The 13342-nt window shown below is 65.6% G+C and carries 14 protein-coding genes and 2 pseudogenes; 9 read left to right on the top strand and 7 right to left on the bottom strand.

Annotation, left to right across the window (positions count from 1 at the left end):
* Positions 1–83: 83 nt before the first annotated feature.
* Genes BMY53_RS19415 through yjgA form a run of 3 tightly spaced genes read right to left on the bottom strand, consistent with a single transcriptional unit; the run spans position 84 to position 1799 of the window.
* A complete protein-coding gene (locus BMY53_RS19415) occupies positions 84–563 on the bottom strand; it encodes an FKBP-type peptidyl-prolyl cis-trans isomerase (protein WP_092948152.1) in 480 nt (159 codons plus the stop codon).
* A 14-nt stretch (positions 564–577) separates the two neighbouring features.
* Entirely contained in the window at positions 578–1168 is a 591-nt protein-coding gene (gene mog / locus BMY53_RS19410) for a molybdopterin adenylyltransferase (RefSeq protein WP_092948151.1), read from the bottom strand.
* The gene (yjgA, locus tag BMY53_RS19405; RefSeq protein WP_255370298.1) at positions 1161–1799 is read right to left on the bottom strand and encodes a ribosome biogenesis factor YjgA; all 639 of its coding nucleotides are present in this window, start codon (positions 1797–1799) and stop codon (positions 1161–1163) included. Before yjgA ends, mog begins: the two co-directional genes overlap by 8 nt.
* 92 nt (positions 1800–1891) lie before the next feature.
* On the opposite strand from yjgA, the gene pmbA reads away from it, so the two are divergent.
* Complete coding sequence (pmbA, locus tag BMY53_RS19400) at positions 1892–3259, top strand: metalloprotease PmbA (RefSeq protein WP_092948149.1); 1368 nt, start codon at positions 1892–1894, stop codon at positions 3257–3259.
* A 94-nt stretch (positions 3260–3353) separates the two neighbouring features.
* Positions 3354–4436 (top strand): TRAP transporter substrate-binding protein, encoded by a 1083-nt coding sequence (locus BMY53_RS19395; RefSeq protein ID WP_092948148.1) that lies wholly within the window; start codon positions 3354–3356, stop codon positions 4434–4436.
* 18 nt (positions 4437–4454) lie between these two features.
* Here BMY53_RS19395 and BMY53_RS19390 read toward each other — a convergent pair whose 3' ends face one another.
* Genes BMY53_RS19390 through BMY53_RS19375 form a run of 4 tightly spaced genes read right to left on the bottom strand, consistent with a single transcriptional unit; the run spans position 4455 to position 9961 of the window.
* Entirely contained in the window at positions 4455–6446 is a 1992-nt protein-coding gene (locus BMY53_RS19390; RefSeq protein WP_092948147.1) for an ATP-binding response regulator, read from the bottom strand.
* The gene (locus tag BMY53_RS19385; protein WP_092948146.1) at positions 6439–6897 is read right to left on the bottom strand and encodes a response regulator; all 459 of its coding nucleotides are present in this window, start codon (positions 6895–6897) and stop codon (positions 6439–6441) included. Before BMY53_RS19385 ends, BMY53_RS19390 begins: the two co-directional genes overlap by 8 nt.
* Before the next feature lies 1 nt (position 6898).
* Positions 6899–9289 carry an ATP-binding protein gene (locus tag BMY53_RS19380; RefSeq protein ID WP_092948145.1) on the bottom strand — a complete coding sequence of 797 codons (2391 nt, stop codon included), beginning with the start codon at positions 9287–9289 and terminating at the stop codon, positions 6899–6901.
* A gap of 3 nt (positions 9290–9292) precedes the next feature.
* A complete protein-coding gene (locus BMY53_RS19375) occupies positions 9293–9961 on the bottom strand; it encodes a biliverdin-producing heme oxygenase (RefSeq protein ID WP_092948144.1) in 669 nt (222 codons plus the stop codon).
* Between the two features lie 345 nt (positions 9962–10306).
* On the opposite strand from BMY53_RS19375, the gene BMY53_RS19370 reads away from it, so the two are divergent.
* The 7 genes and pseudogenes from BMY53_RS19370 to BMY53_RS26505 form a co-directional block, all read left to right on the top strand.
* Positions 10307–10684: a response regulator gene (locus tag BMY53_RS19370; RefSeq protein ID WP_092948143.1), complete on the top strand. Its 378-nt coding sequence runs from the start codon at positions 10307–10309 to the stop codon at positions 10682–10684.
* Between the two features lie 178 nt (positions 10685–10862).
* The gene (locus BMY53_RS19365; protein ID WP_092948142.1) at positions 10863–11168 is read left to right on the top strand and encodes a hypothetical protein; all 306 of its coding nucleotides are present in this window, start codon (positions 10863–10865) and stop codon (positions 11166–11168) included.
* A 466-nt stretch (positions 11169–11634) separates the two neighbouring features.
* Positions 11635–11844, top strand: a complete 210-nt coding sequence (locus tag BMY53_RS19360) for a hypothetical protein (RefSeq protein WP_143074153.1) — start codon at positions 11635–11637, stop codon at positions 11842–11844.
* Positions 11808–11900, top strand: a pseudogene (locus BMY53_RS26825) (transposase); the annotation flags it as partial. The gene BMY53_RS19360 and the pseudogene BMY53_RS26825, both read left to right, overlap by 37 nt.
* Before the next feature lie 17 nt (positions 11901–11917).
* Entirely contained in the window at positions 11918–12271 is a 354-nt protein-coding gene (locus tag BMY53_RS26820; protein ID WP_143074152.1) for a polymorphic toxin type 50 domain-containing protein, read from the top strand.
* Between the two features lie 2 nt (positions 12272–12273).
* The gene (locus BMY53_RS19355) at positions 12274–12561 is read left to right on the top strand and encodes a MafI2 family immunity protein (RefSeq protein ID WP_143074151.1); all 288 of its coding nucleotides are present in this window, start codon (positions 12274–12276) and stop codon (positions 12559–12561) included.
* 160 nt (positions 12562–12721) lie between these two features.
* Positions 12722–13342 (top strand): annotated as a pseudogene (locus BMY53_RS26505) (transposase); the annotation flags it as partial.

Here is a 13342-nt window from a genome sequence, read left to right as displayed (position 1 = left end):
GGCAGCAAGTGCCATTGCAGATGACACCTTTGCCGGCTGCGTCCGGCCTTCACGCGGGTGACAGGCCAGTGACCAACGGGTGATCAGTGATGGTGGCCGTGGGCGCCATGTGCATGGCCGTGTTCGATTTCTTCCTGAGAGGCGGCGCGGACGTCGCGTACCTTCAGGCTGACCTGCAGATGTTGGCCGGCCAGCGGGTGGTTGCCGTCCAGGTGCACGGTGTCGCCCTTGATCTTGGCCACCGTGAAGACGCGGAATTCGCCTTCTTCGCCGGCACGAACTTCCAGCTGGCCACCCACCTTCACGCCGGGCGGGAAGTCCTTCTTCGGGATGGTGAGCTGCAGGCTTTCGTCGCGCTCGCCAAAGCCAGTCTCCGGCGTCAGTTCCAGCGTGGTCTGGAAACCAGCTTCCTGGCCTTCCAGGGCGCCTTCGATGGCAGGCAGGGTATTGCCATAACCGCCGATCAGCAGCGCCATCGGTTCATCGGTCTTCTCGATCACGCGGCCGAGCTTGTCGGCCACTTTGATGTCGACGGTGGCGATGGTGTCCTTGGTGATTTTCATGGTGTGTAGGGTGCTCAGCCCTGGCGCACAGGCCGTTGGGCGTTTTTGGGTCGAAAAGCGGCACAAACCTCATCCCGGGTTTCCAGGTAGGGGCCGCCGATGAGGTCGATGCAATAAGGAACGGCCGCGAAGATACCCTTGGCGGCCGGATGGCCGCCCAGCGTCTGCGCAATGGCCTTTGGCTGTCCAGGCAGATTGATGATCAACGCCTGGCCGCGAATCACCGCCACCTGCCTCGACAAAATGGCCGTGGGCACGAAATGCAGCGAAATCTGCCGCATCTGCTCACCAAAGCCCGGCATCTCACGGTCCGCCACGTCCAGCGTGGCTTCGGGAGTGACATCTCGCAGCGCGGGTCCGGTGCCGCCGGTGGTGAGCACCAGGTCGCAGCCGGCGTCATCCACCAGCTCCCGCAGCGTCTGGGCGATGAGCGCCCGCTCATCAGGGATTAGGCGCGATTCAAAGCTGATCGGGTTGATCAGTGCGCTGCCCAGCCAGGTCTGCAGTGCCGGTACGCCCTGATCGGCGTAAACACCGGTCGAGGCACGGTCACTGATGGACACGATGCCGATCCGCACCGGCTCGGGCGGGCGCTGCTCACTCATCGTCAGCGTCCTTGTGGTCGTCCGTGTCCGCATCGGCGTCCGCATCGGCATCCGCATCCGACACCACCTGACCGTTGGCCTGGGCATCCGCCAGCACGTGGCCCTTGATCAACTGGAACAGCTCGCGCCAGGCGCGGCCGTTGCGCTGCTCGGGGGCCTGGGAACGGTCCTTGCGGGCTGCGCGGATCAGGCTGCGCAGCTGCTGCACATCCACGTCTTCGAAGGCCTGGATGTACGCCTGCAGCGCCGCATCCTCCTCCACCAGCCGCACGCGCCAGCGTTCGGCCTGGTGCAGTTGCAGGCTGTCCTGGGCGCGGCCCAGCTTGAACTCGGCCACCGCCTCGCGGATGGGCTCGGGGTCCACATGGCGCATCAGCTTGCCAATCAGCTGCAGCTGCCGGCGCTTGCCCTCATGGGCACTCTTGATGCGGCGGGCCTCGGTCAGCGCTTCCACCAGCCGGTCCGGCAGGTTCAGCGCAGCAATGCGTTTTTCAGGCAGGGAGAGCAATTCCACGCCCAGCGCCTGCAGGGCGGACATATCCCGCTTGAGCTGGCTCTTGCTGGGGCGTTCGTCGTCGGGATCTTCGTAATCGTCGTACATGAGGCAATCTGTGGTGGCCAGGTCTCGCATGCTCACGGGCGCCTTCGGGTGAACGAAGGCCTGTCCGGCAAGGAGAGGCGCAGGGCCCGTATGATAGTTCTTTGCACCAGATTCGAGATCCCATGAGTCAAGCCCAACAAGGATTTGCCTACAGCCAGGACCAGTTCCGCCAATTGATCGAGGATGTCCTCGCCGAGGCAAAGCAACTGGGCGCCTCGGATGCGGGCGCGGAAGTTTCCGAAGGGTGTGGCCTGTCCGTCTCGGTTCGCCGTGGTGACCTGGAGAACGTCGAGCGCAACCGCGACAAGTCGCTGGGCATCTCCGTCTACCTGGGCCAGCGCCGAGGCAACGCCAGCACCTCGGACTTCTCGGTCAAGGCCCTGAAGGACACCGTCCGCGCCGCCTACGACATCGCCCGCTTCACGGCCGAAGACGAATTCGCCGGTCTGCCAGAGGCCGAAGAGCTGTCCCTGGACGAATCCAGCCGCCCGCAACTGGACCTGTTCCACCCCTGGGACATCACCGCCGAGGCGGCCGCCGAACTGGCCCTGCGTTGCGAACGCGCCGCCCTGGATACCGACCCGCGCATCACCAATTCCGAAGGCGCGGCCGTTTCTGCCCAGCAGTCGCACTTCTTCACCGGCAACAGCCGGGGCTTCCGCGGCGGCTACGCCAGTTCGCGCCACTCGCTCTCCGTCGCCCCCATCGCAGGACGCGGCAACGGCATGGAGCGTGACGCCTGGTACAGCTCCATGCGAGACGCCGCCGACCTCTCCAGCGCCGAGTGGGTGGGCCGTTACGCCGCCGAGCGCGCGCTGGCACGCCTGAAGGGCCGCAAGGTCAAGACCGCCAACGTCCCGGTGCTGTTTGAAGCGCCGGTGGCGGCAGGCCTGCTGGGGGCGCTGGTGCAGGCCACCAGCGGCGGCGCCCTGTACCGCCGCGCCACCTTCTTGCTGGACAGCCTGGACAAGCCGGTGTTGGCCTCCCACATCGATGTGGTCGAAGACCCGCATGTGCCCAAGGGCAAGGGCAGTGCGCCGTTTGATGATGAAGGCGTCATCACACGCCCGCGCACCGTGGTGGAGGGGGGCACGCTCAAGAGCTACTTCCTTTCCACCTATTCCGCCCGCAAGCTGGGTCTGCGCACGACCGGCCACGCCGGCGGCTCGCACAATCTCACCATGCGCAGCCGCTGCACCGCGCCCGGCGATGATCTGCCCACCATGCTGCGCCGCCTGGGTACCGGCCTGTTCGTCACGGAGCTGATGGGGCAGGGCGTCAACTACGTCACCGGCGACTATTCGCGCGGCGCCAGCGGCTACTGGGTCGAGAACGGCGAGATCGCCTTCCCCGTCAATGAAGTCACCATTGCCGGCAACCTTCCCGAGATGTTCCAGCAGATCGTGGGCATCGGTGCGGACACCTACAACCTGGGCAGCAAGACGGTGGGCTCCATCCTCATTGCCAACATGAAGCTGGCCGGCGCCTGACCCGCCCTGGCGCCGCCCCAACCCGGGGTAGCACTCCATTGACGAACCAATGGTCCGTGAGGAATCCTCCTGCTCACAATAACCAGGAGACCTCATGGAACGACGTTCGTTCGTCAAGGGTGCCGGCATGGCCGGTGTGCTGGCGGCGGCCACGGCGCCCGCCATTGTTCATGCGCAGGCCAACATTCGTTGGCGCATGGCTTCCAGCTTCCCCAAGCAGCTCGACACCATCTACGGCGGCGGTGAAGTCTTCGCCAGGAAGGTCAGCGAGCTCAGCGGCGGCAAGTTCCAGATCAGCGTCCATGCGGCGGGGGAACTCATGCCGGCCTTCGAGGTGGTGGACGGCGTGCAGAAGGCCACCGTGGAGATCGCCCACACCGTCCCGTACTACTTCTTCGGCAAGGACGAGACCTTTGCCATCGGCGCCGCCATTCCCTTCGGCCTGAACTCCCGCCAGATGACCGCCTGGACCTTCCAGGGCAATGGGCTCAAGCTCATGCGCGAGTTCTACCGCAACTACAACATCATCAACTTCCCGGGCGGCAACACCGGCGCCCAGATGGCCGGCTGGTACCGCAAGGAAATCAAGTCCATTGCGGACATCAAGGGTTTGAAGTTCCGCATCGGCGGCTTTGCCGGCCGGGTCATCGAACGCATGGGCGGCGTGCCGCAGAACCTGCCCGGCGGCGAGCTCTACTCCGCGCTGGAAAAGGGCACCATCGATGCGGCCGAATGGGTCGGCCCCTACGATGACCTCAAGCTGGGGTTCCACAAGGTGGCCCAGTACTACTATTACCCCGGCTGGTGGGAGGGCGGCCCTCAGGTGGACTTCTATCTCAACACCAAGGCGTATGAAGGGCTCTCGCCCGAGTACAAGGCCATCGTCGAGGCCGCCTCCGCGTTCACCCATGTCGACATGCAGGCCAAGTACGACGTGCTCAACCCTGGCGCCCTCAAGCAATTGGTGGCCGCCAAGACCAGGCTGATGCGCTTCCCCAATGACGTGATGGCGCAGGCCTTCAAGGAAAGCATGGAGCTCTACCGGGAGCTGTCGGCCAAGAACCCCAACTGGAAGAAGGTCTACGAGGACTACGCCACCTTCCGCCGTGACCAGAACCTCTGGTTCCGCTTCGCCGAATTCGGCTTCGACGAGTTCATGCAGAAGCAGCGCTTCTGAGGGCGCCTGCCGGGCGGCTCAGTCGTGCCCGCAGGCGGTTCGGCCCTGGCCGTCCAGCACCTCGCAGATGGTGCGGGTGAGGCGGCCCATCTCGATGGGTTTGGCCACATAGCCCTGGAAGCCGGCCGCCAGCCCTTGCTGGCGGTCCGACACCATGGCAAACGCCGTCAAAGCCACCGCCGGCAGCGCCTGCGGGCTGCCGTGGGGCAGGCGGCGCACGGCGCGGATCAGCGAGCGGCCATCCATGTCGGGCATGCCGATGTCGGAGACCAGCAGGTCGAACTTGCCGGCCTTGATCAGTTCCAGGGCTTCTGCCGCGCTGCCGGCCACACTGACCTTGGCGCCCAGGCGGGTCAGCGCCACCTGGCCCACCTCCCGGGCATCTTCCTCGTCATCCACCAGCAGCACACGGACGCCGGCCAGCGTGTCGTCAGACAGAGGCATGGGTTCGGTGGCAGGCATTGTGGGCAGCGCCTGATCGTTCAAGGTGGGCACCCGCAGTTCGAAGGTCGAGCCCAGCCCTGGGCCCGGGCTCTGCGCCTGAATATGCCCCTGATGCAATTCAGCGATGGCCCGGGCGATGGCCAGCCCCAGCCCCAGGCCGCCCGCCTTGCGGGTGAAGGAGCCGTCCTCCTGGCGCAGCCGGTCGAAGACGTAGGGCAGGAACTGGGCGGAGATGCCGCGGCCGGTGTCTTTCACGCGCAGGTAGGCTTGGCCGTCTTCCTGCCGCACCTCCACGTCCACCGAGCCGCCGCCGCCCGTGAACTTGATGGCGTTGCCCACCAGGTTGATCAGTACCTGGGAGAGTCGGTGGGCGTCGCCGTTCACCCACACCGGGGTGGCCGCCCGGCAGTGCAGGGCGACGCCTTTGGCCTGCGCCTCGTGCAGCGAGGCCAGCACCGCGTCGTCCGCCAGTGCCGCCAGGTTCACCGGGCCGGTCTGCAGCACCAGCTTGCCAGCGACCACGGCACTCATGTCCAGCAAGTCGTTGATCATGCGGGCCTGAAGCTGGGCGTTGCGGCGGATCACGGTGGCGGCCTTGCCCAGCAAGGGGTGTGAATCCGAGAAATTGGTCAGGATGTCCGCCCACCCGGTGATTGCACTCAGCGGCGAACGCAACTCGTGCGAGAGCACCGCCAGGAACTGCTCTTTCAGCTCACTGGCGCGTTCCGCCTCCTCCTTCGCCTGGCGCAGGGCCTCGCGCGCCTCGAAGGCGGGGGTCACGTCACGGACGATCTTGGAGAAGCCGCTGGGTTCGCCGGTGCTCGCGTAGATCGGGGTCACCGTGGTTTCGGCGCGCAGGCGGCTTCCGTCGTGCCGCATCAGCCAACGGTCGTCACGGGAGGAGCCGTGCGTGAGGGCCTGTGCCAGCTCGGCTTCCAGGACGTCAGCGGCCTGGTCGTCCGGCGTCAGCAGGATCTCGGCGGACATGCCGCGCACCGCCTCCAGCGGGTGGCCGAAGATGGCCGTGGCGGCATGGTTCCAATCCCGGATGCGGCCTTCGGTGTCCAGCAGCATCACCGCGTATTCCTGCAGCGAATCCACCACGCGCGCATAGAGTGCATCAGCCTCGCGCAGTTGCGCTTCCACCACTCGCTGCGCCTCGTGCTGACGCACTTCACGCAGCGCGCGGTCAATGGCCACCGGCAGGCGTGCCAGCCGGCCCTTCATGACGTAGTCCGTGGCGCCGCGCTTGAGTAGGTCCACCGTGTTCTCTTCACCGATCACGCCGGAGACGAAGATGAACGGTGTGCCCGGTGCCCGTTGCTGGGCGACGGTCAGGGCGTCTCCGCCCGTGAAGCCTGGCAACTGGTAATCCGACAGGATCAGGTCGAAGCGCTGGGTCTCCAAAGCGCCCAGCAGCCCGGGCTCATCCTTGACCCAGGTCACGCGGGAGCGCGGGTGGGAGCTTTCCAGCGAGGCCAGCAGCAGCTCCGCATCAAAGGCGGAATCCTCCAGCAGGAGGATTTCCAGGGGCGGGCTGGGGTCCGCTGCCGTGTGATCACTCATACCGGCGGCTGGCTCGCAGCGAACCGGGGGGCGGCTCGTTGAGGACGGCCCAGAACACACCCAGGTCCGCAATGGCGGTGACGAACTGCTTGAACTCCACCGGCTTCACCACATAGGCGTTCACGCCCAGGGCGTAGCTGTGCACCACGTCCGATTCGGTCTGCGAGGAGGTCAGCATCACCACCGGGATGCTCTTGAGAGGCTCCGTGCTGCGCACCGTCTTCAACACTTCCAGGCCGTTCACCTTGGGCAGCTTCAGGTCCAGCAGGATCACGGCCGGGTTCCCCGCCGCACGGTCGGCATGCGCGCCTTCACGGTTGAGGTAGTCCAGCGCTTCCGCGCCGTCACGCACGACGATGACCTCGTTGGCCAGTTGGCTGCGTTCCAACGCCACCAGCGTCAGTTCGAGGTCACGGGCGTCGTCTTCAACAAGGAGAATTGGCTTGAGCATGTCAGTCGGGGGAGATCGCAGTCTGGGGAAATTCTGAGGCACCGCTGCCGGGAGGCGAAAGCTCGGGAAACGCGACCTGGGCAATCGGCGTGCCAGCCGGCGCGCTGGCCATGGCGCTGGCGGCTTCCCGGGTGGGCAGGATCAGGCTGAAACGTGCACCCACATCCGGCTGGCCCCAGGCTTCCACCTGGCCACCATGGCGCTCCACGATGCGCCGCACACTGGCCAGGCCGATGCCGGTGCCTTCGAAGCTTTCGGTCTGATGCAGGCGCTGGAACACGCCAAACAACTTGCCCACATATTTCATCTGGAAGCCAACGCCATTGTCCTGGATGGACAACCCGATGCCGTCCGCCGTCTGTAGCGGCGTGATGGTGATGCGGGCCGGGTCGCGCGGCCGGGTGTACTTCACCGCATTGGCAATCAGGTTGCGCAGGGCGACCTGGATCAGCACCGGGTCGGCCCACAAACGCGGCAGCGGGCGTGGCACGGTCCACTCGATCACGCGGTCCTTGGTCTGCGAGGCCTGTTCGGCGATGAGGTCTTCCACCAGGTGGTCGGTATGGATGGACACCGGCTTGAGCGCCGCGCGGCCCATGCGGGAGAAGTCGAGCAGGGCGTCCACCAGGTGGCCGGCGTGGGCCGAAGCCTCCTTCACATGGGCCAGGTAGCGGCGCGAGCGGTCCGTCAGGCCGCTGCCGTCCATCTCCAGCACCAGGTCCACGAAGCCCGAGATGTGCCGCATGGGGGCTCGCAGGTCATGGGAGACGGTGTAGGAGAAGGCTTCCAGCTCCTTGTTCACCCGGCCCAGTTCCGTCGCCACTTCGGCCAGTTCCTCGGCACGGCGCAGCACGATGCCGATCAGGGCCTGGCGCAGTTCCTGCACTGCCAGCACTTCGCCCTGCGTCCAGGGCAGCGAACGATCCCGCACCTGCTCACGCCAGCTGTCGAAACTGAGGCGAGGGTGCAGGCGCTGGTCCTTGCCGACCTGCATCTCCTTGCGTGGGTCGCCGGCCCACACGATGGTCTGCACGATCTCTGGCCGGAACCAAACGATGTAATGCCGGTGCAGCTTGGAGATGGAAATGGCCAGCAGGCCGGTGGTCGCGCCCAGTGCCGGGGCGAGGTGCGGCGCTTCAGTGGGCAGGCGGTCGGTGTGCACCACCTCATCGATGCGGGTGGAGAGCCATTGGCCCAGGTCCACCAGGGTGGCGGCATCCGGTGCCTCGCCCACGGACCAGGCGTTGTCGTTGAGGATCACTGCCGCGCCGGTGGCGCGCCCCAGGCGCAGCAGCGGCCCGGGCTCGTGCATGAGGCGTTGCAGGGTGGCGTCGCTGTCGGCCAGGTGGGCCACGATGGCCAGCGTGAGTTGGCGCAGCCGCAACTGCTCGGTGACCCGCTCGTTCTCCTGTTTCGCCTCGATCTGCAGCGACAGCAACTGGCCCAGATGCTCGCAGGCCATGCGGGTCTGCCAGGAGAGATGCCGGGGCGCATGGTCGTGACAGGAGACCAGGCCCCAGAGGGCATCGCCCACCACGATGGAGACGGACATCGATGCCAGCGTGCCCATGTTGCGCATGTACTGCAGATGGACCGGTGACACGCTGCGCAGGGCGGCCTGAGAGAGGTCCAGCGACGTCGCGTCCCGCTGGTCCACGAACTGCACCGGCACGGGCTCGTAATTCGCGTCCGCGATCAGGCGGATGTGGTTGATGCGGTAGAGGTCGCGGGCCTGCGGGGGAATGTCTGCGGCCGGGAATCGGTGGCCTGCGTAAGTGTCATAACCGGGGTCGAGGGCTTCGGCCAGCACTTCCCCGTGGCCTTCTTCATTGAAACGGTAGGCCAGGCAGCGGCCGAAGCCGGTCAGGCGTTTCATTTCCTGCACCACCTCGCGGCAGAGCTGCTCCACCGAGTCGGTCTTCTGCATCTTCGGCACCAGGTGCCGCGCCAGGCTGTAGATGGGGGCGCGGGTGCCGGCATCGTGACCATCCGCTTCGACCTCGAAGTAGGCCAGCTCGCCCAGGCGGTGGCCGGACACGTGCAAGGGACGGTCTCCCACGACGATGGAGCCGCACGAGACCGGGCCTTCGCCGTCGATGAGGGTGTGCCGGAGGCCGATGGGCGCGCGCAGCGTGTCTTCCACGTCGTGGTGCAGGTCTGCCGGGAGATGACCCGATCCCCGTGCGAGTAGCGTCAGCCAGTTCTGGCTGTGAGCCACCAACTGGCCGGTGCGCAGCGCCACCACCGCGAGCCAGCCATGGGGCTGGATGGCTCCGGGAATGCGGATGGGCTCGCTGGCGCATTGCGCCAACTGATCGTGGCTCAATGTGTCGTTCAACGTTTTGCTCAACGTGCTGTTCAGCCTGGCGTTCGACGGGTTGGCGGAGCTCATGGTTCAGGCCAGTGCCGTGGGCAGGTGGGCCGAGGCGCCCGTGGGGGTCGGCTCGCCGAAGACGCCGGAGGCGCCGGCGTCGAGGGCGCCAAAGGTGTCGATCAGGGCGGTGAAGGTCTGCACGGCGCCACGGCTGGCATCGGCCTGGGCTTGCGCGTCCGTGCCCACCTCTTGCTGTGCCAGCAAGCGGAATTCGCGCCACATGGCCCCAGTGCGCCCGCCAAATCCGTGGAAATAGCTGGCGCCACGGCCGGGGGTGAGGCCCAGGGTCGCGGCCAGACGCGGGGTCAAGACCTGGCCACCCAGGGCGCTGCCTTCGATGACATACAGGGCGCCGAAGGCGACGGCGGGGCTGTCCAGCCGGATGGCGGACTGCGCCGCGCGGGCGGCCTGGCGCAGGGCAGGGTGTTCCGGGATGGCGAGTGCCGCCAGATCCTGGGCGGCAAATGGGGACCGGCGTCGCTCATCGAACCAGGTCTTGAGGTGCTCGGGCAAGGCAAAGCGTACCCGTTGCTCCCAAAGCTGCAGAAATTCGTGGAATCCCCGGACGATCTGTCCGTAGCGGCTCAGCGGCATGGGGGCTTCCAGTTGGAGGAGCGCTTCGATGCGGTCGTGCAGCGGGCCCGTGTCTCGGCGCAGGCGGGGCAGCAGGTCGGTGTCGATCGAAGTCATTGGGGCGGTAATTAAGGGGCGGTGGAGGAGCGGCACGCAGGAGGTTAGGGCGGTGCGGCGCTGCACGCTGGGGGCGCATTATGGAGAGAAAGTGGCTCAACGCACAGGCTGCAAATCCCGGGTTGGGACGGTGACTGACGCGGTGGTTTCGGGGGCGTCAGGCACTGGCAAATCCAGCTCCCGAGGAGATCGGGGGATCTTCGTGCCGGGAACGCGGATTGCCACGCAGGCCCCTATCCGTTCTTCGCACGCAGATGCGCGTCCGTCGTGACGGCCCCGCGACACTCCTGCGCTTTTCCCCGTCCTCCTACACAGGGGGTGGCCTCGGCCATCCGACCCACTGCCATGCCTTACGCCGTCCTTGTAGACGACAACATCGAGTCCAGCGAGACCCTGTCCATCCTGTTGGAGATGGAGGGTTACGAAACCGCCACGGCGGCATCGCTGAAGGAGGCCCGCAGCCGGTTGGCCGAGCGGCATCCGGATGTGATGGTGCTGGACCGGACCTTGCCAGACGGGCAGGGCATGGACTTCGTGGGCGAGGCGCTGAGCCACGGGCCGATGACCATCGTGCTGCTGACCGGGCTGTCGGATCCTGCAGATGCGCAGGAGGCGCTGCGGCGCGGCGCGGCGGCCTATCTGGTGAAGCCGGCGACGATTGAAGAGCTCAAGGCGGTGCTGGACAAGGCGGCGGCAAGCCGCCACCACATGGCTGGTCATTGAATTAGCCAACCCCACCGATGTCTGCGCAGATCGCTGTGAAGCTGATCTGGGCCGGCACGGGCCGCGCTGCTCCGCGGCCACCTACCAGAACGCTGCTTCTGGTGTAGGGAAACACCCACAGATTTCGGCCCCCCAGGCGTCCAGAGAGGTCTGCCTAGATTGCAGGTCGGCCGTCGGCATGGCGATCGGCAATGTCGAAAAGTTCAGCTGGAGTGCTGTTGGACAGTCCGCGCTTGCTGCGGGGGTCAGCGCCGGTGTCGCCTATTACGTTCCGCCCATCGGAGGGGCTTCTGCCGCAGCAAGCACGGCCAATGCGGCCAACGCTGCCGCCACGGTCATCCCGAATTTTCCCACCACGCTGATGCGTGCTGGGTTGAGTTCGGCCGTCACGCAGGCGGTTCAAGGGAAGTGGAGTTGGCGCGAGGTGGGCGCCTCAGTGGTGAGCGCCGGGGCGGGTTACTACGCCGGGCAGGCCATGCAGTAGGCCGTGAAGGGGATCAACCAGACAGCCGCGCTGGTCGCCCGGAATATGGCCGCCTCCGTAGCCGGCTCGTGGGCCACCAGCCAGATCATGGGATACAACACGGCGGAGACCCGAGCGAGGCTGACGCAGGCGTTTGCGGCGGGGCTTGCGCAAGGGGCAGCCGAGGTTGCTGGAGCTGAGGGACGTGCGGGCACGGGAACTACACAATCGAACCCGCTGCTCGAGCTTGGCGTTCTGAAGAATCCTTACAGCGCCATGAACTTTGCGGTTGCAAGCGGTCCTAGTGCTGCGGAGGGAAGTCCATACGCCTTCATGGATGCGCACCAGGTGCTGGCACTGGGAGCGTTGGAATATGGCGGCCTTGCCGTTGAAGACAACAGCCTAGTAGCCCCGCGGCCCGTGTCTTCCGCAGGTGTGCCAATTGGCCGCATCAGCGGGTTCTGGCACGATGCCACGCATGCTTGGCATGCGTGGTCTCCCCCCCTCTGATCCTCAGGGCCTCCCGCCCGAGGTCGCCGCGCTCATCGCCCAGTTGCAACAGCAAGTGCAAGACCAAGCGCAGCAACTGTGTGAGCGCGACCAGGCCATCAAGCAGCGCGAGCAGGCCCTCGTCGCGCAAACTGTGGAGCTGGCTCAGCGGGAGCCGCCGCCAGCGGCTTGCTGGCACACACGCTGATCAGCCGCTTCGTGGACCACCTGCCGTACTACCGGCAAGAGACCATCAATGCGCGCTCAGTAGCGCGGAGCTTGTGGGACCGACGATCCCCGCCCACATCGCCGCGAATCGGCAAGCAGTTTCAGGGCTCGGCATACCGAACCGCCTGAGTCCTCGCCAGGACCTGCACGTTCCGCCCATCACTGATGGCCGAAGCGTGCTCACCGCAGACCCCGCGAACCTTGTCCAAGGCTTGGTCAATGGCAACTTTACGGTATTGCGTACGCCAAAGTCGGGTCAAGCAATCGTAGACTTCGGACAACCCATCGGCGGCTACTGGAGGACACAAAATGGTGTCCCAACCTTGGTTGGACCGACGAACTATGGCTCGGTCATGTTCGGCAAAAACGGAAGCCACATCGTTCCCGCTAAACCTACGCAGTGGTAAGTATGAACACCGAAGCCCTTGCAAAGGCATCCAAATTGATTGCAGCGCGAAACGTGAATTCGCGAGTCAAATCCGTAAAGGTTGGCTGGGACGCCGTGACCAGCAAATTGACTGTCGCCTACTACATCGACCGAGAGCCGAGCGAAGAGGAAATAGAACTTTGCGAGCTCTCGATGGGTGAACTGTTGGCCGAGTTTCCCGAAGTAATAACTGCGGACACAAAATGCGTTGATGCGCTCGCCGACGATGACTCGATAGTTCTGCCCGGCGTCGTGTACACAAGAGATTGAATTGGCAATGTTGCGACCGACTTGAGCCCGGGCGCCGCGTTGCGGGAGAAATACAGCAATCTGACGCCTGAGATCCGTCTCGCGAGGGGTGGGCGTGACCTGCCCGGTTTCTCCGAGACATTGATTTCCAGAGAAGATGGCTCCATCCCAAGAGGAGCCCATGAGAAAGAGTCGATTCACGAAAGAGCAGATGGTGGCGATCCTGCGCGAGGCAGACCGCACCACGGTGGCCGAGGCGGCCAAGAAGTACAAGGTCAGCGAGCCCACGATCTACGCTTGGCGTAAGCACTTCGGCCAGTTGGAAGTCTCTGACGTCAAACGCCTGAAGGCCCTGGAGCTGGAAAACAGCCGGCTCAATAAGCTGCTGGCCGAGCGTGACCTGGACATCGAGGTCCCGAAGGAGATCAACGCAAAAAAATGGTGAGCCCGCCGGCTCGACGTGCCCAGGTCGACTTCGCTCGCGAGCGTGGCCTGAGCTTGCGTCGGGCTTGCGGGCTCATCGGCATGTCGCGAGCCACACCCAGCTATAAGCCCCGCCTGCCGGCCAAGGATGCGCCGGTGGTCGAGGCGATGAGGGAGTTGTCGGCCCAGTACCCCCGCTACGGCTACCGGCGCATCCGCATCTTCCTGCGCCGACGCGGCTTCGAGCTGAGCTGGTCGCGCACGCATCGGTTGAGGCGCCAGGCGGGCCTGCTGGTGCCCAGGAAGCGTTCGCGCAGGCGGATTGCGTCCAAGCGGCCGCGCGTGCACTCGCCCTTCAAGGCCAACATGGTCTGGGCCT

The sequence above is a fragment of the Roseateles sp. YR242 genome (assembly GCF_900109745.1).
Classification (GTDB): domain Bacteria; phylum Pseudomonadota; class Gammaproteobacteria; order Burkholderiales; family Burkholderiaceae_C; genus Roseateles.
Note: the sequence above shows the minus strand (reverse complement) of the source record. Positions and strands in the feature narration are given on the sequence as shown.